Genomic DNA, 18,562 nt, shown 5'->3' with positions numbered 1-18,562 from the left:
TCAGGAGCGGGCATATGTTCACAGGCATCATCACCGACGTCGGCACCATCGTTGAACTGGAGCAGCAGGGCGACCTGCGCGCCCGCATCCGCACCAGCTATGACACTGCCACCATCGACATGGGCGCCTCCATCGCCTCGGACGGGGTCTGCCTGACCGTGGTGGAGCTGGGGGAGGATTGGTACGACGTGCAGATCTCGGCCGAGACCGTCTCCAAGACCAACCTGGGCGGTTGGGTTCCGGGCAAGCGGGTGAACCTGGAACGCGCGCTGAAGGTCGGCGACGAGCTGGGCGGCCATATCGTGTCGGGCCATATCGACGGCGTGGCCGAGATCATCGCCATCGCGGATGAAGGCGACAGCACCCGCGTCACCCTGCGTGCACCCCAGGAACTGGCGCGGTTCATTGCCCCCAAAGGGTCTGTGGCCTTGAACGGCACCTCGCTGACGGTGAATGATGTCGACGGCTGCGAGTTCGGCATCAACTTCATTCCGCACACCAAAGAAGTTACCAATTGGGGCGACATGGCAGTTGGCGCCCACATCAACCTCGAAATCGATACGCTGGCCCGCTACGTGGCGCGGTTGAACGAAGTCGGCTGACACCGCGGGCCCGCGGCCTCTTTCTTGTTGAAAATACTTCGGGGGGGGGCCGCAAGGCCGAGGGGCAGCGCCCCTGAGCCGCCGCCGGGGGCCTCCCGCCCCCTCGGGCTGCATGGGCATGCCGCCGGAGGTGTTGGGCCGGGCGCGCCGCTGGCGCGGCGCGCGGTACCGCCTGGAACTCGCCGTTCGTACGATCACGTCGGTCAATCGGGTCCGGCGCAAAGGCCCCTGGACCTGACTGTGCGGCAACGCACAGGCCGCCTCCGGCCGCTCTCATGCCGCTTGCGGGACTGGCATTTGCCGCGGCTGTGGGCTATCTGGCTGAAACAGAACCCGCAGTGCCATACGTGCTGCCCATGCGCATCGAAAGGCTGCCATATGAGCTTTGAAACACCAGGGCCGGTTGAGGCGCGGCTGCGCGACGCCATCAGCCCGATTGAAGACATCATCGAAGACGCCCGCCAGGGCCGCATGTTCATTCTGGTCGACCACGAAGACCGCGAGAATGAGGGCGATCTGGTGATCCCCGCACAGGCCGCGGATGCGGCGGCGATCAACTTCATGGCCACCCACGGCCGCGGGCTGATCTGCCTCACCCTGCCGGCCGAGCGGATCGAAGAACTGGGCCTGCCGATGATGGCGATGCACAACTCCTCGCGCCATGAGACCGCCTTTACCGTGTCGATCGAGGCCCGCGAGGGCGTCTCCACCGGCATCTCTGCCGCCGACCGGGCGCTGACCGTGGCGACCGCCATCGACCCCGCCAAAACCGCCGCCGACATTGCCACGCCGGGCCATGTGTTCCCCCTGCGCGCCCGCCGCGGCGGCGTGCTGGTGCGCGCAGGCCACACTGAGGCTGGCTGCGACGTGTCGCGGCTGGCGGGGCTCTACCCGTCGTCGGTGATCTGCGAGATCATGAAGGAAGACGGCACCATGGCGCGGCTGCCTGACCTGGTGGACTATGCCGCCAAGCACGGGCTGAAGATCGGCACCATCGCCGATCTGATCGCTTATCGCGCCCGCAATGACAATCTGGTGGTCGAAACCGCGCGCGAGACGGTGACCTCGGAGTTCGGCGGCGAATGGGAGATGCGGCTGTTCACCGACCAGACCCACGGTATCGAACACGTGGTGATGATCAAGGGCGACATCAGTACGCCGGAGCCAGTACTGGTGCGCACCCATGCGCTGCATGAGGCGACCGACATTCTGGGTCTGGGCCCCAAATCCGCCCGCCAGCTGCCCCGCGCGATGGAGATCATCGCCGAGGAGGGCAGGGGTGTTGTCACCCTGTTCCGCCAGCCGCGCAACGCGCTTTATGCTAACGACGAGGGCGGACCGCGCACGGTGACCATCAAGCAGACCGGCATCGGCGCCCAGATCCTGTCGAGCCTCGGCCTGCGCGACCTGATCCTGCTGACCGACTCGCCCTCGACCAAATATGTCGGGCTGGACGCCTACGGGCTGTCGATTACCGGCAGCCGTTCTATCCTGAAGGAGGCTTGATATGGCCGGACATGAAAGCCACTACATCTTGCCGCGCGCAGAGTTCGATAAGCCGGTGAAGCTGCTGATCGTGGTGTCGCCCTACTACAAAGATATCGCTGACAATCTGGTAGCGGGTGCCGCGGCTGAGATTGAAGCGGCTGGCGGCAGCTATGAGGTCGTTGAGGTGCCCGGCGCGCTGGAAATCCCCACCGCGATTGCCATTGCGGATCGGACCTCGAACTTTGACGGCTACGTGGCGTTGGGTTGCGTAATCCGCGGCGAGACCACGCATTATGAAACCGTCTGCAACGACAGCTCCCGCGCGATCCAGCTGATGGGTCTGCAGGGCCTGTGCATCGGCAATGGCATCCTGACGGTGGAAAACCGCAAGCAGGCCGAGGTGCGCGCTGATACCGCCGATCAGAACAAAGGCGGCGGCGCTGCGGCTGCGGCCTTGCATCTGATCGCGCTCACGCGTAAGTGGGGCGATCAGACCAAAGGCATCGGATTCAAGGCCCCCGCAGGGGCCTACAGGATTGCCGGTACAGACAACGGACCCACCAGCGCATGAGCACCCAGGACAGTCGCCCCAAGGGCAACGCCAAGACCCAGATGAGATCGGCAGCACGGCTTTACGCGCTGCAGGCGCTGTTCCAGATGGAGCAGAGCAGTCAGACGTTTGACCAGGTGATCGTCGAATTCGAAGACCACCGTTTCGCCGCCGTTTACGAGGGCGACGAGATGGTCGAAGGCGACACCAAGATCTTTCGCAAACTGGTGCGCGACGCAGTGAACTACCAAGCGCCGATCGACCAGATGACCGACCGCGCGCTGGTGGCGAAATGGCCGATCGGGCGGATCGACCCGACCCTGCGTGCGCTGTTCCGCGCTGCCGGTGCCGAGCTGACCCAGTCCGACACCCCGCCTAAGGTGGTGATCAACGAATTCGTCGACATCGCCCGCGCCTTCTTTCCCGAAGGCAAGGAGCCGAAGTTTGTCAACGCCGTGTTGGACCACATGGCCCGAGAGGCAAAGCCCGAGGCGTTCTGACCGCCGCCGCTCCGCATCAGGGGGCGGGGCCGTCCGGTATGATTGTGAACGCGCCCTCAAGGGCGCGTTTTTTTTGTTCCGCGCTGCGTGCGACAAAATCCGCTCATGCCCGCCGGATCCGCTGGACGGCACCAAAAAGACTGCTAACCTGAAGTGGTAATTCTGGAGGACACCCATGCCCGAACTGGTGAAGATGTATATCCGCAACGTGCTGATCGGCTTTGGCCTTGCTGCGGCCTTTGTGGCGGTTCTGCTGTGGTTCAACGTGATGAACCTGTGGTCGTTGGTCGCCGGTTCCGACACCGGACTGCTGGCGGTTTTCCTGTTGTGGTTCCTGCACGGCATTGTCTTTGCCGGCGTGCAGTTCGCCTGGGCGGTGATGGCGATGGCCGACAAGGCCGGAGGTCCCCGCGGCGGAACCCCGGTGGCGCATCAGCTGCAGCCGGTGCGGGTCACGGCCGAGGCACCTACGCAGCAGCAGCGCCAGCTGCGCCGCCGCTGAACGCTTGGCCCGGACGGGCCAGCGTGTTCTTTGCACTTGCGCCGCGCTTTCCGAAGGAAGGCGCGGTTTTTCATTGAACAGAGGCGCCATCGGCAGGGCCTGCGCGCGAAACGTCCCAGCCGCGCAAGGCGCAGCCGTATCCAAACCGGAACGAAGCGGCAGGGCGGGAAGCGGCGGGAACCACCAGTCAACCGTGCGGCTTTGATTCCCGAGGACCTGTATATACAGGTGGGCGCCAGGTAAACGGACCAGGATCCGTACAGAGCCAGCTCCCTCGGAATTGCTTAAGGCCACCGGAATGCTGCCTGTCACGAGAAGGGCAGAACCCGCCACGGATCTAGGTAAGGCTCCGGGCGGGTTTGCACAAGGGGTCAGGCCGCAACTTCCGCATGGAATGCCCGGCGCAGGCCGACAAAATGTTCGTCCCAGCCCTGATCCAGCGCCAACGCGAGGCTAAAGCTCTCGGCGCCCTGCGGCAGCCCGTCGTGCCGCAGCTGCAGTTGGGTGCCGCCCGCCACCGGCTGCAAGGTCCAGGTGACAGTGCTGGTGATACCACCCATGGGGGGGACGTGAAACGTGTACTCCAGTCGGCTGTAAGGTTCTGCCGCCAGCACCCGGCCGGAAATGACAATGCCACTTCCACCGCACATCTCGTAGGTCTCGCCCGCGCGCAGCGCGACGCCGGGGCGATGGAACCATTGCTCCAGCTTGTCCGGCTCGGTCAGGAAGGCCCAGATCTCCGCAGGGGCGGCTCGCAGGTAGATGGTCTTTTCCAGCACAGTCGGGGTCATTCGGACCTCCTTTCAACTAGAGTTTTCAACGTGTCGAGGCGCTGGTCCCAAAACTGGTCAAACAGGCTGAGCCAGTCCAGAACCGGTGCCAGCCCCGCCGGGTTGAGGCAATTGATGCGCTCCCGCCCGCGGGCCTGAACGGTGATCAGCCCGCCATCGGACAGCACCGTCAGATGTTTTTTCACCGCCGCGCGCGTCATGTCGAAATGGCCGGTCAGCGCGGCGATTGTCATGTCTTGCTGCATCAGCAGCCGAATGATGCTGCGCCGGGTCGGATCGGCGAGGGCGCGAAAAGCGTTCTGCGTGGGGTCGGTCATGTAGATCCAATATGGGATACCTTATGGTATCACAACAATGCAGTACCACAGGGTATCATGTCAACTGGAATTGCCAGCTTGCCTTTTGTTCTCCTATTGTTCACATTTGTGCCATGGAAGCTGTGCTGCAACCCGGACAAAAGCTGGCCCGCGGGGTCTCGCGATACCTGCGCACGCTGGGCTATGCGCCGTTGGAGGAATTTGTGCCTGCCCGTGGCTTGCGCGTCGATGTGATGGCGCTGGGCCCCAAGGGAGAGCTCTGGGTGATCGAATGCAAGTCCAGCCGTGCCGATTACCAGGCCGACCACAAGTGGCAGGGCTACTTGGAATGGTGTGATCGCTTCTTCTGGGCTGTGGACATGGCGTTTCCGACAGAGCTGCTGCCGGAGGGAACCGGGTTGATCGTGGCAGATCCCTATGATGCGGAGATCCTGCGCATGGCGCCAGAGGACAAGCTGCCGGCGGCGCGGCGCAAGAAGCTGGTTCAGAAATTTGCCATGGACGCGGCACGGCGCCTGCATGGTCTGCGCGATCCCCAACCGGGCCACGATGGGCTGTTGCTGGGGGGAGCTACGACCGAGGGGGGCGAGACTGATGGCCCCGATCCGCGCGGATCCTCTTCTGGAGCAGGCAGCTTCTAGGCCGGGGGAGATCTCCCGCGCCTTCGGGTGTCCCGGTTGCACCGGGAAACCGTTCAGTCTTGGACCGCGCAGCCCGCCTGCGGCGGTCTTACGAGCAGCGTTTCACCTGCGGCAGTCGTGATGGCGGGCGGCGCCGCCGCGCCGGTTGTGAGAGACGTGAAAGGGAGTTTATGTGACGCTTCGCGCGGCCTGCGCAGCGGCACGGATCTCGTCGGCGATTTCTTCGGCCTCCTCGGGATCGAAGTCCATCGGGATCTCGACCTCGCCGGCTTGGACAAAAATCCGCACCATGCCCTGATCGGTGGGGCCAATTTGCAGATTTGCTTCTACATCGCGTTCGGTGTTGATACTCATTTTGCACTCCCAAGCCAGCCAGCGGATTGCAGCCGGTGCTAGCTCGCGGATGGCTGAAAGGCAAGCGGCCTTTCGGCTACACTGCTCTCATGACAGACGCGTCTTTGCGCCGATTCGCCTCAGGCGACATGCAGTGGCTGGTCGCCCGCCACCGGGATCTCTATGCGCAAGAGGCCGGGTTCGACAGCAGTTTTGCAGCGGTGGTGTCGGAGCTTTTGCACGGCTTTTGCGTCAACCACGACCCCGCCTGTGAACGCGGCTGGCTGGCAGAACGCGACGGCCGTCGGCTGGGCTCTATCTTTTGCATGCGCGAGGATGCGCAAACCGCAAGGCTGCGCCTGTTTCTGCTGACGCCCGAGGCGCGGGGCCAGGGGCTGGGTAAGCAATTGCTGCGCAGCTGCATGGGCTTCGCCCGCGCCGCGGGCTATCAGGGTATGCTGCTGAAGACCTGTCAGAGCCATGAAGCCGCCGGCGCCCTGTACCGCGCGTTTGGCTGGCAGATTCAGCAATGCCGCCCGATGCGCAACTACGGCCGGGACTTGGTCGAGCAGACCTGGAGCGTGCGCTTTCACGCCCCGGATGAGGGGGGGCGTGTCTGACCGGACAGTGCGCCGCCACGCGGCAGCAGTCCTGCGGAAATTCGTCGCCTTTGTAGAGGCTTGTGGATAACTCCTCGGCCCGACGCTGGTTTTTTGAACCGGTTCGTCAGGGGCGCGTCGCGGTCTTTTCCACCGCGTGACAGAAAGGTGAAAAAACCTCTTGCACCCCCTCGGAGCGTGCTATAAATGCCCCCTCAGTGCCGCCTTAGCTCAGTTGGTTAGAGCGCTGGATTGTGGATCCAGAGGTCCCCTGTTCAAGCCAGGGAGGCGGTACCATAAAATTCATTGAAAATCTGACGCTGCCGACCTGCCATACTGGGATGATTCACGGGTGTGGTGCCAACGTGCGGCCTGTTGTGATCCGAGTTGCATCGCCTGCCGCGAAGACATGCCGAGCGTATCACCGCGAATTGACCCAGAGGTGGACAAGGGCAGCCCGCGGTTCGGCTCCGTCTTTACTAGGTGCCATCCAGCGGGGCGGGAGCGGCTCGTCGCGCCGCATAGTCCCGCAGCAGGGACACGCGACGCGGGCGGAAACTGCGACCGTTGGGAGATGCGATCTCGATCCCGGTGGCGTGAAACACGCGCCAGTCCTGCCTTAGACAGCACCAGACCAGTACCTTCAATGTCCCGTCCGAGTAGCTGATGCCAAGAGGCCAGACTTCGCGCTGCGTGATTTTCCCGTTGAGGTCTCGATAACGCAGGTCCAGCGCAAGTTCCTCCCAGCACGCGCGACGCAGAAGGGCCATGTCCACGGATGGCTCCACGCGGGCAGGCGGCGGGCGAAAACTGCGCAGGATCGTGTGCATCGCTTGCTGTGATTGGCTGTCGGCGAGCGTGGCAATAATGCGGGCTAGCGCCGAGCGGCCGGCCTCCTCCAGGGCTGCGTCCCCTGTCTGGCGCAATTCTCCGACAGCGAGGACCAGTGCCTCGATTTCCAGCCGGGAAAAGCTTTGGGGGGGCAGGGCAGGATCCTCGGTCAACCGGTAGCCAACTCCGGCCTCGCCGTCGATCAGGGCACCGCCCGCTCGCAGCGTGGCGATATCCCTGTAGAGCTGCCGCTTGGACACGTCGGTCTCTGCTGCCAGTCGCGCGGCGGTCACTGGCGCAGGCAGGCGGCGCAGCCTGTCCATCAGGCGCAAGAGGCGATCGGAGCGTGCCCTGCTGACGGGAACTGTCAGCAGTCCGCAGCTAAGTCAAGGCTCACACAATTTTTCAGGAAGCCACCATGCCAACACTGTATCACGCCCCAAACTCCCGCTCATCTTCGATCCTCGTCCTGATTGAGGAGCTGGGAGCCGCCCATGACATTGACGTGTTGGACGTCACGGTCGCCCGTCAGGATGGCAGTGGCGGTCCGGACCCGCGCAACCCACACCCGGAAAAGAAGGTGCCCTACCTGACAGACGGCGAGGACAGCCTGCGCGAGCGCGGTGCCATTGTCGCTTATCTGACAGACAAGTTCCCTGCGGCTGGGCTGGGACGTCCCGTCGGCCATCCTCAGCGCGGTGCGTATCTAAGCTGGTTGTTCTATTACCAAGGGGTGATGGAGCCGGTGCTGGTGCTTGACTGGGCAAAGATCGAACATCCGGTATTGCACACAACCTTCCGGGATCTGGACGCCATGTTTGCCCGTCTGGCCGAGCCACTGGAACGCCAGCCGTATCTCCTCGGAGAGGAATATTCGGCGGTGGACCTGCTGCTGTCGAGCCCGTTTCATTGGCTGCCAGACGCATCGCCGACGCAGCCCGCTGTGCAGGCCTGGATCCGGCGCTGCGCTGATCGCCCGGCGTTCAAGTCTGTCAGAGACCGTGAACAATCGTGACGGGGAAGCGGTGTGTCGGTGCTCCGCCGCAACCGGGCGGGCGCTGTGTTCGCACAGGGGAAAGATCCCTGTAGGGCATCCAAGAGGCGTGTCAGAGTTTCGCGACGATTTGCCCGTTCAGATGTGCGCCGACCATCCGTTCCTGGCACGAAGGGGGCCGCCCATCGGGCGGCCCTGCAAGATCTGGATGTCAGCGTTTGCTTTGCAACAGCGGGGTGATCCGGCGCACCGCGGCGCGGCGGTTGGCGCGCTCAGCCGTTGATGTCTGAACGGCCAGATCCGCTTCGCCATATCCTTGGATCACCAGGTTCTCCGGCGGCACGTCGAAATACTCAGTCAGCGCCAATGCCACCGTTTCCGCCCGGCGGTCCGACAGCGCAAGGTTGTAGGACGCTGATCCAACTGCGTCGGTATGCCCCTCGATCAGGAACACCTCGCTCGGGTTCTGGTCGATCAGGCTACGCAACGCGTTGCCCAGTGCCGCGAGTTCTTGTGCTTCTTCTGCCCGGATCACGGCCGACCCGGTTTCGAAATTGATGGAGTCGACATTGATTTCGGGTACCAGGCGGCGCACCGCGTCGATGCCGCGCACCTGGGACAGCGAAAAGCGGCGCATGGCAGCCTTGTTGTCCTGCGCGGCCAAAGCGGCTGCAAGCTCATCAGCGTCGACATTGCGGTACCTGATGTTCTCCCCGGTGTCCGTGTTGGTCTGGGGCAGCTCATTCACCACGACTTCTTCGGCTTTTTGGGTGTCGTCGAACAACACGACGGTGCGGCCATCTTCCAGCGTTCGGGTGCGGCGCAGCACGCGGCCGTCCGCGGCGCGGATCGTTTCCACCTCAACCCCGTTTCCACGCACGACCACGGTGCGCGTCGAGCCGTCCTTGAACCGATAGGTGGTCACATCAGACCCGGGCTGGCGCAGCAGGGCGTCGTCGTTTTTCAAAACCCTGTACTGTCCGTCCTGCTCAACCACCGCGCGGTCGCCAGAGTTGCTGACAACTTTTTCACCCGAATTCAGCAATTTGCCAACGGCCAGGGCGCCCAGTCCCAGCAATGCGGCCCGCTGGATGTCAGACAGGCCGTCATCGTCACCCGCCGTCGCAGGGGCGGGGGCAGCCTGTGGCGCGGGTGCCGCAGCCTCGTCCACGGTGGTTTCGAATTCCTCGTCTGAGCTGCGCGAGGTTTCTTCGGTCACGGTTTCTTCGATAACCTCAGCTTCGCCGTCAGTCTCTCCCGACGCGGCGGCCGCAGCTGCGGGCGCGTCGTTGACTGCCGCCACCGCATCGGCCTGGGCCTGGCCGTCCATTTTTTGCACTTCAGGGGTGACGGCTTCCGCGGTGTCGGGTTGCGGGTCTGCCTCAGCCTCAGTTTCCACCTCAGCGTCCGCCTCGGCCTCCGCTTCGGCTTGGGCGGTGGGTTCGGTTTCCGCTACCGCCTGAGGGGCCGAGCCTGACGCCTCGGGGTCCCCCTCGGCCGCCGCACCTGCCGAATTGGCCTCTGCCGCGCTGGCTTGGGATTCCGGCGCCGCCGCAGCATCGGCCCCGGTTTCTACTGCAGCGTCCACATTGGCTGTGGTCTCAGCCGAGCCGCCTTGGTTGGCTTCCGTCTCTACATTTGCCTCTGCTTCCAGCTCAGCACCGGCACCGACGTCGACGCTCTCAGCCTCGGTCGCAAGTGCGTTATCGGCGCCCAGAATGGCAGCCGACCTGAGGTCCTCCGGCAGCAAATCGTCGAAGCTGCCGCTGCCGTATGCCGCGCAGAATTTCGCCATTTGGCCGCGCTTTTCCTGGGGATCTTCCCCGGCGCTAATCTTTTTATCACGGCGGTCCGCACGTTTTTTGCATTTGGAAACCACCTGCGAAATCTCTGCGGCGGTCATCGTGTCGAGGTCGATTTCGGCCCGTTTTCCCTGGGCCAGCGTCGGCATCGGCGCTGCGAGTGACAGCATCACGGCAATTGCGGTGGTGGATTTGAATGTTCCGGTCTTCATGTCTGATACCTTCCTGATCGCCCAATTCGAGTCGGGGTGACAACGCTTCAGTGCGCGATAGGTTGCATCGTCGGTCTGGTTTGCGCGAAGGTCCGCCGCTGCGCCGCCTAGGCGACGCCTTCAGAGACGATGATGAGCGGTCGAAAGTCAGCCGCGCCCCTGGAGCCGACAGAATGTCTGCAAAGTGCCGCGTATCCAGCCGCGCCGGATGGTGTGGTCGCAACGCCGCGCGTGGCCAACGCGTCGGCAGCGGCCTGACCCTCCGCTTCGGACAGGGTTTCATACTGCACGTCGCAGCGTTCTAGCACGTGCCAGGCCACGATTGAGGGGTCCTTGCAGTCAAGACGCCCCATGTTGGATTGCGGCCCGTCGCCGCGGACCGGTCTGCCCGCCTTGTGGCTCGCCCGGAGACAGGCGGCGGCTTCGGGTTCGACGACGATCAGCTCAGGTTGTTCGGCCCAGTTTGCGCGGATCATATGCGCCATGGCGGCAGCCAACCCGCCGACACCCGCCTGCAGGTAGACATGGGTGGGCCAGCGACCCGCTGCTTCAAACGCGGTGCGCAACTCCTCGGCGATGATGCAGTAGCCCTCCATCACCCACTTCGGGATCTCGGTATAGCCTTGCCATGTTCCGTCAGCCAGCAGCGTGGCACCGGTGCGCTCTGCATCGGCAAGGGCTGCGGCCACGCTGTCTTCGTAGACGTCGCCAGAGCGCACGACCTCAGCGCCCAGTGCCTCCAGCCGGGCGGCAAAGCCTGCCGGTACCGTTGCGGCCAGGTGAATGCGGGCCTTGGCGCCCATGTCGCGCGCGCCTGCCGCCACGCCCATGCCATGGTTGCCGGCACTGGCGCAGACAAAGGTGTGTGTTGCGGCAAAGGTCCGCATGTCCGCGTGGCCCATCCGGGCGGGCGCCAGTGTCTCGCCAGTCTTGGCCTTCCAGGCCTGCGCCAAGAGACAGGCCACGGCATAAGGCGCACCGAGCGCCTTGAACGCACCCAGCCCCATGCGCCCGGTCTCGTCCTTGGTCAGAACCGTCAGACCGTCGGGGCCTGCGATCTCCGTCAGGGGGGACGCCGAGTAGCGGTCCTGGGCGAGAAAGAACGCCATCGCGCGTTCCACGTCTGGTTGGAAGCTGAGGCTCTTGGTCTCGGGCATGTCTGGTTCTCCGTTGGGCATGGAGCGTTTTTAGCTCAGCCGGGCACTATGCAGATTTCATTCTGGGCGGTACTATCGAGAAATTCTTTCACTTTGGACGCTGAGACTGCGGGGAAATGTCATGAGTCTGACGCTCGATGATGCAGATCTGACCATTCTGCGGGTTCTTCAGAGCGATTGCCGGGTCGGGCTTGAGCGTCTGTCGCAGGCCTGCAACCTTTCGGTTCCTTCGGTGCAGCGACGGCTGAAACGGCTGCGGGAGTCCAAGCTGATCCGCGAAGAAGTGGCCATCCTCGATCCGGCGTATTTCGACTACAAGATGACTTTTATCGTGCTGGTCGAACTGGACCGGGAGACGTTGCAGCAGCTCGACCTGTTTCGCAAACGCGCCAAGGCGGAGCCACAGGTGCAGCAGTGCTACTACGTGACTGGAGAGGCGGATTTCATCCTGATTTGCACGGCCAAGGACATGCAGGATTTCGAAGCCCTGACCCACAGGCTGTTCTTTGAAAACTCCAACGTTCGCCGGTTTCGCACCTCTGTCACGATGGACCGCGCCAAGGTCGGACTCAGTTTGCCTATCTGAGGGCGGCGCTGGGTGGATTCGCGCCACGGACCGGGGCCTGGTACAGGGCGATTGTCGATATTGGTCTGAACTAACCTGAAGGATGAGAAAAATTCTCGCGTTCAGGCCGAAACTCGATGTCTCTTGCGCAAGCTCCTTGTGTATCACCGGGTAAACTCTGCGGCAGGTGCAAACATGACAGACCTTGGGACGAGACTGACAGCCATCCGGCGGGACCTGCACCAGCACCCCGAGCTGGGCTTTCAGGAGAGCCGGACCAAGGCCTTTGTCGCCAATCATCTTCGCGCCCTGGGGATTGAGGTGCACGAAGGCGCAGGTGTGGTCGGCGTGCTGCGCGCTGGCGATGGTTCCAAGACGATCGGGCTGCGCGCCGACATGGACGCCTTGCCGATCACGGAGACATCCAGTCACGATTACGTGTCAAGAATCCCAGGCGTGATGCACGCCTGCGGCCATGACGGCCACACCACCATGCTGCTTGGTGCGGCCGAGGAACTGGCACGGGGCAGGGACTTTGATGGCACCGTCGTCTTTCTGTTCCAACCCAATGAAGAGCACGGTCTGGGGGCCCGCGCGATGATTGACGAAGGCGTTCTGGACCGCTTTCCGATCGACGAGATTTATGAGATTCACAATCTTCCGGGTGCACCGCTGGGCCAAGTGTCGACCCGGGCAGGCATTATCTGCAACAGCGAAACCCTGTTCGAGATCACGCTGAAGGGCCGGGGGGGCCATGCTTCTATGCCGCAGGCCGGTGTCGATGTGATCACGGTCGGTGCCGAGATCGTGCTTTCCCTGCAAACCATCGTCGCGCGCAAGCTTGCGCCGACCTCGGGAGCCGTGGTTTCGGTTACCGAAATTCTGACCGACGGTCAGCGCAACGTGCTGCCGGGAAACGCCACCCTCAAGGGGGATTTTCGCGCCCGTTCGTCCGACGATCGCAAGTCAATTGAGACCTTCATGCGCCAGATCGCAGAAGGCATCGGCGCGGCGCATGGGATCAGCGCCGCGGTCACTTTCGATACCCAGTTTGCTGAAACGATCAATGCACAGGCACCCGTCGATGCCGTCTATCTCGCCGCCGAGGCGGTCGGATGCCCAGTGCTGCGCGACCGCGCGCCGATGAGCTTTTCAGAGGATTTTGCGCAGTTCGCCTCCGTTGTGCCGGGTGGCTTCCTGTTGCTGGGCAACGGCGACGCCGGGGTACATGGCCGCCCGCTTCACGCCTCGGACTATGATTTCAACGACGCGCTGCTGCCCATCGGGGTGGCGTTCTGGGTCCAGCTGGTGAAGGACCGGCTGCCGTCGCACGAAAGCATTGCATCATGAAGGCTCCAAAGCGTGGTTTTCCCCAAGAGGATTTCGCCGCCCGAACCGCGCGTGCGCAGGCAAGGATGGCTGAGGCCGGTATCGCGGGCCTGTTGCTGACCACCGAACCGGAGGTGCGCTACTTCAGTGGCTATCACACGCTGTTCTGGCAAAGCCCGACGCGGCCCTGGTTCCTGTTTGTGCCAGGCGCGGGAAAACCCGTTGCGGTCATCCCGGAAATCGGGGCCGAGCTGATGCGGCGCACCTGGATCGACGACATCCGGACCTGGAGCGCGCCCGCGCCACAGGATGATGGTATCAGCCTGCTGATCGACCTCCTGTCCCCCCATGCAAAGCGGGGGGAAATCATCGGGGTGATGAAGGGCCACGAGACCCACCTGAGAATGCCGCTGAATGATTATGAGCGGCTCGTGGGGGCGCTGGACGGGGTGCACGTTACCGATGCAACCGGGATCCTGCGTGACTTGCGGATGGTGAAAACCGCCGCCGAGATCGACAAAATCGCGCATATCTGCGCCATCGGCGCGCAAACATTCGCGCGGGTCCCTGAAATCGCGCGGGATGGCATGCCGCTCGAAGAGCTGTTCCGCGCCTTCCGGCGCGAGGCGCTGGCGCAAGGGGCCGATGACGTGCCGTATCTCGTCGGCGGCGCTGACACCGGCGGCTACACAGATGTGATTTCGCCGCCCTCGTGCCGCCCCTTGGCGCAGGGGGACATTCTGATGCTCGACACCGGTGCCACCTGGGATGGGTATTTCTGCGACTTCGACAGAAATTATGCCATTGGCAGCGCTGATGATGCCTCGCGCCGGGCATATGACGTGCTGTGGCGCGCGACCGAAGCGGGGATCGCCGCAGCACGGCCCGGTGCAACCTGCCGCGACCTGTTCAGCGCCATGCACCAGGTGATCGCCGAGCTTGACCCCAAGGGCGGGGAGGTTGGCCGTCTGGGCCATGGGCTGGGCATGCAGCTGACCGAATGGCCCTCGCACGCGGCATGGGATACCACCGAAATCACCGAGAACATGGTGCTGACGCTGGAGCCCTCGCTCAACTACGGCGCTGGCCGCATCATGGTGCATGAAGAAGTCGTCGTGGTGCGCGCGTCAGGGGCGGAGCTTCTGACCGACCGCGCTGCGCCTGACCTGCCCGTTATCTGAGGACTGGACATGAAACTCGACTTTCAGACCGACCGTGGAATTGGAACGCGGGCGAACCTGGGCCTGATCGTGCTCGAAACCGACGAGACGATGGAGCCGGAATTTGCCCGTATCATGGACCGTGCGGGGGTTGCGCTGTATCACAGCCGGATCGCCATGGCGCCAGAAATCCGGCCCGAGACGTTGATTCTGATGGAAAAGGATCTGCCGGCCTCTGCGCGTCTGCTGCCGCCATCGCTCAAATTCGATGCGATTGGGTTTGGCTGCACCTCGGCTTCGACCGTGATCGGCTCTGACCGGGTTGCGGCCGCTGTCCGCACCGTCTGTCCAGGGGCACAGGTCACCGACCCGCTTGCAGCCCTGATCGCGGCCTGCCGGGCGCTGCCTGTGCGACGGCTGGGGTTTGTCACGCCCTATATCCCTGAGGTGTCCGCACGTATGCGGGCCAAGCTCGAGGAGGCCGGGCTGATGGTCGCGGGTTTTGGCTCATTCGAAGAAAGCAGAGATAGTGTCGTCGCCCGGATCACCCCGGCTTCGATTCTCGGGGCGATCGAAACAGTGGCGGCCGAAGCGCCCTGTGACGCGGTGTTCGTCTCCTGCACCAACCTGCGCTGTCTGGAGATCATCCCGCTGGCCGAAGCGCAGACTGGCGTTCCGGTCTTGTCGAGCAACACTGTGCTGGCCTGGCACATGCTGCGCATGGCGGGGGTGGATGACGCCTTCGACCAGTTCGGGCAGCTTTTTGATCGCGGTGCGTGATCATCACAAAGAAGGGAGACAACAAAGCAGGTGCTTCTTGACCGGCGCGGCGCTGCCCTGACGCTCAGGATGCCAAGTGGCGTTCCACCACCTGTCGAGCGCTGTCCAGATATTCGTCCTGCCGTTCGGCGCTCATCCTGTCCCAGGTGCGGTAGACCTGGCGCAGGCGGGGATTGTCGCGCAGCTTGTCCGCGTTGCGGTTCAGAAAGTCCCAGTAGAGCGGATTGAACGGGCACGCATCGTCACCTGTCTTTTGTTTCACGTCGTAGCGGCAGGCGGCGCAGTGATCCGACATCTTGTTGATGTAGTTGCCGCTGGCGGCATAGGGTTTCGATCCCAGAAGGCCGCCATCGGCAAACTGGCTCATCCCGATCACATTTGGTGCCTCGACCCACTCATATGCGTCGGCATAAACGGCCAGGTACCATTCATGCACTTCATGCGGGTCGACGCCGGCCAGCATGGCAAAATTCCCCGTCACCATCAGACGCTGAATGTGATGGGCGTAGGCCTCCTGTCGCGTCTGAGTGATGGCGTCCGCCAGACAGGCCATGTCGGTCTCGCCGGTCCAGTAGAACTCCGGCAACGGGCGCGACGCCTCAAAGAAGTTTTGTTCGGTATAGCCCGGCATATGAAGCCAGTAGACCCCGCGCATGTATTCGCGCCAGCCGATGATCTGGCGGATGAAGCCTTCGACCGCATTGAGCGGCGCATGGCCTTCGTAATAGGCGCGCTCCACCCGGCGGCAGACCTCCAACGGCTCCAACAGCCCTGCGTTGATGTAATGTGACAGCACGGAATGATAGAGGAACCGTTCCCCCTCCAGCATCGCGTCCTGATAGTCGCCAAAACTGGGCAACGCTTCGGCCACGAAACTTTCGAGCGCCTCCAGGGCGCCGTCCCGCGTGACGGCGAACCAGAACGGGTGCAGGTCGCCGAAGTGGTCGCCAAAGCGGGTCTCCACGAGGTCGAGCACTTGCTGCGTGATGGCATCCGGGGGCGTTTGCGCTGGGCGGGGCAGGAACAAGTCACCCGCGGCGGGTTTACGATTGTCGTGGTCGTAGTTCCATTTGCCACCTTCAGGTTTGTCTCCCTGCATCAGCAGCCCGGTCCCGCGGCGCATCTCGCGGTAGAAATATTCCATCCGCAGCTGCTTGCGCCCCTCTGCCCATTTTTGGAACTGGTCATGGCTGCACAGAAACCGGCTGTCCAGGCGCATGTCGAGCGGGGTGTCCGTCGCCTCCGCCCAGTTAAGAAACGCAGATTTCAGCCTGTATTCGCCAGGTTCGGTGATCACGACCTGCGCAATGCGGTGCGCGATGCAGGCGCGGTCGATCTCAGCGGTCAAGCAGCCTGCGTTGTCAGGATCGTCCAGTTCCACATAGCGCAGCTGCCAGCCGCCTGACTCCAACTCCTGCGCGAAATGGCGCATGGCCGAGAACAGGAATGCGATCTTTTTCTTGTGGTGGTGAACATAACGCGCCTCTTGCGAGACTTCGGCCATCAGGACGACGTCCCGAGCCCGGTCAGCGTCTTGCAGAGACGAGATGTTGCGGCTCAGCTGGTCGCCAAGGATGACGATCAGATTGCGGGTGCAGTCCGGTGACTGGTCAGCGGTCATCTTGGGCTCTCCTCGCAGCCTATTGCGGCCGCATGGTGGCGACCAGTTCGGCAACCCGAACACCGAACTTGCGCATCTCGGCCCGGTTCATGATGACCCCATCGGCGGTCAGGTACAGCCAGTCGGTTGCCTTCAGGCGATGCCCGCCAGAGCGTTCCGGCAGGATGATTTCATAGCTGAGACGCACGGTCGAGCCGGAGACTGTGCCCTGTGCCGTACCGACGATGTCATCCGCAGATGCGGTGAAGCTGTTGCCGGGGCCAAGCGTCAGGTGCCATTTGCGGCTTTGCGTGGTGCCGTTGGAATAGGTGAATTCTTCGCTCAGCGTTCCGGTGTCGCCCTGCCAGTCGCCGACCATTTTGGCGGTAAACCTGTTGGCCATCTTACCGTCGGGGCCAAAGATCACACCTTCCGACAGGAAGGTACCAGACAGGTGCTCGGTCAGAACGAATTGCGGGGTGGTTTCGGAATAATCCTCGGGCGATTGGGCGCGAAAGCTGAACAGGTAGTGTCTCGCGATCATCGCGATGAGCAGAAGCGTAAGGCATATGGTCAGAAGTTTCATGCGGTGGCTCTTTCTGAGGGGAGGGTCAGGGCGAGGGCGAAGGCAGCCATTTTCAGAATGCAGGGGAGGATGGCGTAGGCGATGGTCAACGCATCCAGCGCCTGTGCGCTGTTGTCCGTGCCGGGCTGGAAACCCTGCATTTGCAGCAGGGGCAGGGCAAGGGCGGCGGCCAGCGCCAGTGCCAGCTTGCCCGCGAAGGACCAGATGCCGAAAGCGGCGGAGGCATTGAGCCCAGCCTGTGTCAGCGCGATGCTGAACATGGCGGGCAGCAAAACCATGTCGGCGCCCAGCGCGGCGCCTGAGGCCGCGCAGATCAGCGCAAAACCGAGCAGGCCGCCAGGCCCCAGCAGCGCGGCACCGGCAAAGCTGGCAATGGCCAGCGGCATGGCCACAAGCAGGGTCCGCTTTGGCCCGACCCGGCGGCTGACACGCGCCCACAGCGGCACGCTGAGCCCGGCGCACAAGAAAAACAGAACCAGCAGCGCCCCGGCGTATCCGGGTAGTTGCAGCCGGTCCTCGACGAAGAACAGAAACAGGGTGGAAGTCAGCGCCACCGGCAGGCTGTTGAGCACCGCGAGGGCCAGAAGGCGCGCGGCTCCAGCCTCGGTCAGCGCCATAGCTGTCAAAGGCTGCCCGGTGACAGCCGGGCGACGCCAGACCGGCCAGGTCGCAATCGCGGTGAACAGGGCGAAACCGCCCAGCAGGGCACCGAACGCTGCATACCCCCGGCCCGAGGCACCAAGCCCGACCAGAACCGCCGGTGCCACGGCCGCCAAAATGACCCCGCTCAGCATTCCCGCTTCGCGGAAGGCCGCTAGCGTCAGCAGCTCCTGCGGCCCTGTGCGTTTGGCCAGGGTGGCACTGCGGCCATAAAGCAGGATCATCCCGAGGCTATAGGCCGAAAACAGCAGCAACAGCACCAGCACCAGCCGGAGCGTCACCAATGGTCCTTCGGTCAGGCCGAACAGCAGCGGAAAGCCGATGGCCAGCCCGGCCGCAGCAGCCAGCGCGAACCAAAGCTGCGCCTGCGGCCAGCGATCGATCGCCCAGCCGATAAGTGGATCCTGAACGAGGTCGAACAGCCGTATCCCCAACAGGATACCGCCAAGCGCTCCCAGACCGATGCCCAATTCCAGCGAGGCGAACTGCGGCAGGTGGATATAAAGCGGGATCCCCGCCGCGGCGAGCATCATGGCATAAAGGCTGACCCGCGGGTAAAGCAT

Annotated in this window: 21 protein-coding genes and 1 tRNA gene; 13 read left to right on the top strand and 9 right to left on the bottom strand. The window is 63.4% G+C overall.

Annotated elements, in window-relative coordinates:
• Positions 1 to 14 precede the first annotated feature (14 nt).
• From AC0IPL_RS16960 to AC0IPL_RS16940, 5 genes are all read left to right on the top strand, one after another.
• The gene (locus AC0IPL_RS16960; RefSeq protein ID WP_474275981.1) at positions 15 to 602 is read left to right on the top strand and encodes a riboflavin synthase; all 588 of its coding nucleotides are present in this window, start codon (positions 15 to 17) and stop codon (positions 600 to 602) included.
• A gap of 378 nt (positions 603 to 980) precedes the next feature.
• Positions 981 to 2,108, top strand: coding sequence for a 3,4-dihydroxy-2-butanone-4-phosphate synthase (ribB, locus tag AC0IPL_RS16955; protein WP_474275978.1), 1,128 nt, complete (start codon positions 981 to 983; stop codon positions 2,106 to 2,108).
• A 1-nt stretch (position 2,109) separates the two neighbouring features.
• A complete protein-coding gene (locus AC0IPL_RS16950; protein WP_474275976.1) occupies positions 2,110 to 2,661 on the top strand; it encodes a 6,7-dimethyl-8-ribityllumazine synthase in 552 nt (183 codons plus the stop codon).
• Positions 2,658 to 3,140 carry a transcription antitermination factor NusB gene (gene nusB, locus AC0IPL_RS16945; RefSeq protein ID WP_474275974.1) on the top strand — a complete coding sequence of 161 codons (483 nt, stop codon included), beginning with the start codon at positions 2,658 to 2,660 and terminating at the stop codon, positions 3,138 to 3,140. Before AC0IPL_RS16950 ends, nusB begins: the two co-directional genes overlap by 4 nt.
• A gap of 175 nt (positions 3,141 to 3,315) precedes the next feature.
• Positions 3,316 to 3,642: a hypothetical protein gene (locus AC0IPL_RS16940; protein ID WP_474275971.1), complete on the top strand. Its 327-nt coding sequence runs from the start codon at positions 3,316 to 3,318 to the stop codon at positions 3,640 to 3,642.
• 371 nt (positions 3,643 to 4,013) lie between these two features.
• On the opposite strand, the gene AC0IPL_RS16935 is transcribed toward AC0IPL_RS16940, so the two are convergent.
• Positions 4,014 to 4,433 carry an SRPBCC family protein gene (locus AC0IPL_RS16935; RefSeq protein ID WP_474275969.1) on the bottom strand — a complete coding sequence of 140 codons (420 nt, stop codon included), beginning with the start codon at positions 4,431 to 4,433 and terminating at the stop codon, positions 4,014 to 4,016.
• A complete protein-coding gene (locus AC0IPL_RS16930) occupies positions 4,430 to 4,750 on the bottom strand; it encodes an ArsR/SmtB family transcription factor (protein WP_474275967.1) in 321 nt (106 codons plus the stop codon). Before AC0IPL_RS16930 ends, AC0IPL_RS16935 begins: the two co-directional genes overlap by 4 nt.
• A 113-nt stretch (positions 4,751 to 4,863) precedes the next feature.
• Here AC0IPL_RS16930 and AC0IPL_RS16925 point away from each other — a divergent pair, with 113 nt between their 5' ends.
• Positions 4,864 to 5,391 (top strand): MmcB family DNA repair protein, encoded by a 528-nt coding sequence (locus AC0IPL_RS16925; RefSeq protein ID WP_474275965.1) that lies wholly within the window; start codon positions 4,864 to 4,866, stop codon positions 5,389 to 5,391.
• Between the two features lie 168 nt (positions 5,392 to 5,559).
• Here the strand turns inward: AC0IPL_RS16925 and AC0IPL_RS16920 are convergent, their stop codons facing one another.
• Positions 5,560 to 5,745: a DUF6324 family protein gene (locus AC0IPL_RS16920; protein WP_474275962.1), complete on the bottom strand. Its 186-nt coding sequence runs from the start codon at positions 5,743 to 5,745 to the stop codon at positions 5,560 to 5,562.
• Positions 5,746 to 5,873: 128 nt separating this feature from the next.
• Here AC0IPL_RS16920 and AC0IPL_RS16915 point away from each other — a divergent pair, with 128 nt between their 5' ends.
• Both AC0IPL_RS16915 and AC0IPL_RS16910 read left to right on the top strand, forming a co-directional pair.
• On the top strand, positions 5,874 to 6,344 hold the full coding sequence (locus AC0IPL_RS16915) for a GNAT family N-acetyltransferase (protein ID WP_474275960.1): 471 nt from the start codon (positions 5,874 to 5,876) through the stop codon (positions 6,342 to 6,344).
• Positions 6,345 to 6,543: 199 nt separating this feature from the next.
• Positions 6,544 to 6,620: transfer RNA gene (locus AC0IPL_RS16910), tRNA-His, on the top strand.
• Between the two features lie 182 nt (positions 6,621 to 6,802).
• On the opposite strand, the gene AC0IPL_RS16905 is transcribed toward AC0IPL_RS16910, so the two are convergent.
• The gene (locus AC0IPL_RS16905) at positions 6,803 to 7,525 is read right to left on the bottom strand and encodes a helix-turn-helix transcriptional regulator (RefSeq protein ID WP_474276059.1); all 723 of its coding nucleotides are present in this window, start codon (positions 7,523 to 7,525) and stop codon (positions 6,803 to 6,805) included.
• 47 nt (positions 7,526 to 7,572) lie between these two features.
• On the opposite strand from AC0IPL_RS16905, the gene AC0IPL_RS16900 reads away from it, so the two are divergent.
• A complete protein-coding gene (locus AC0IPL_RS16900) occupies positions 7,573 to 8,169 on the top strand; it encodes a glutathione S-transferase family protein (RefSeq protein ID WP_474275957.1) in 597 nt (198 codons plus the stop codon).
• Between the two features lie 190 nt (positions 8,170 to 8,359).
• On the opposite strand, the gene AC0IPL_RS16895 is transcribed toward AC0IPL_RS16900, so the two are convergent.
• Together AC0IPL_RS16895 and AC0IPL_RS16890 are read right to left on the bottom strand one after the other, a co-directional pair.
• Positions 8,360 to 10,162, bottom strand: a complete 1,803-nt coding sequence (locus AC0IPL_RS16895) for an OmpA family protein (protein ID WP_474275955.1) — start codon at positions 10,160 to 10,162, stop codon at positions 8,360 to 8,362.
• A gap of 107 nt (positions 10,163 to 10,269) precedes the next feature.
• Entirely contained in the window at positions 10,270 to 11,319 is a 1,050-nt protein-coding gene (locus tag AC0IPL_RS16890) for a pyridoxal-phosphate dependent enzyme (protein ID WP_474275953.1), read from the bottom strand.
• A gap of 121 nt (positions 11,320 to 11,440) precedes the next feature.
• Here AC0IPL_RS16890 and AC0IPL_RS16885 point away from each other — a divergent pair, with 121 nt between their 5' ends.
• From AC0IPL_RS16885 to AC0IPL_RS16870, 4 genes are all read left to right on the top strand, one after another.
• Positions 11,441 to 11,905 (top strand): Lrp/AsnC family transcriptional regulator, encoded by a 465-nt coding sequence (locus tag AC0IPL_RS16885; protein ID WP_474275951.1) that lies wholly within the window; start codon positions 11,441 to 11,443, stop codon positions 11,903 to 11,905.
• A gap of 174 nt (positions 11,906 to 12,079) precedes the next feature.
• Entirely contained in the window at positions 12,080 to 13,234 is a 1,155-nt protein-coding gene (locus AC0IPL_RS16880) for an amidohydrolase (protein ID WP_474275948.1), read from the top strand.
• Positions 13,231 to 14,394, top strand: a complete 1,164-nt coding sequence (locus AC0IPL_RS16875) for a M24 family metallopeptidase (RefSeq protein WP_474275945.1) — start codon at positions 13,231 to 13,233, stop codon at positions 14,392 to 14,394. The genes AC0IPL_RS16880 and AC0IPL_RS16875 overlap by 4 nt, the downstream gene beginning before the upstream one ends.
• A gap of 9 nt (positions 14,395 to 14,403) precedes the next feature.
• A complete protein-coding gene (locus AC0IPL_RS16870) occupies positions 14,404 to 15,153 on the top strand; it encodes a maleate cis-trans isomerase family protein (protein WP_474275943.1) in 750 nt (249 codons plus the stop codon).
• A 64-nt stretch (positions 15,154 to 15,217) separates the two neighbouring features.
• Here the strand turns inward: AC0IPL_RS16870 and AC0IPL_RS16865 are convergent, their stop codons facing one another.
• From AC0IPL_RS16865 to AC0IPL_RS16855, 3 genes are read right to left on the bottom strand one after another with little or no spacing between them, the layout of a single operon-like run.
• A complete protein-coding gene (locus tag AC0IPL_RS16865; protein WP_474275941.1) occupies positions 15,218 to 16,774 on the bottom strand; it encodes a cryptochrome/photolyase family protein in 1,557 nt (518 codons plus the stop codon).
• Between the two features lie 19 nt (positions 16,775 to 16,793).
• Positions 16,794 to 17,339 (bottom strand): DUF3833 domain-containing protein, encoded by a 546-nt coding sequence (locus AC0IPL_RS16860; protein ID WP_474275939.1) that lies wholly within the window; start codon positions 17,337 to 17,339, stop codon positions 16,794 to 16,796.
• Positions 17,336 to 18,562, bottom strand: a complete 1,227-nt coding sequence (locus AC0IPL_RS16855) for an MFS transporter (RefSeq protein WP_474275937.1) — start codon at positions 18,560 to 18,562, stop codon at positions 17,336 to 17,338. Before AC0IPL_RS16855 ends, AC0IPL_RS16860 begins: the two co-directional genes overlap by 4 nt.

It is taken from the genome of Leisingera sp. SA32, assembly GCF_056033425.1.
This window is presented reverse-complemented; position numbering and strand designations above follow the sequence as displayed.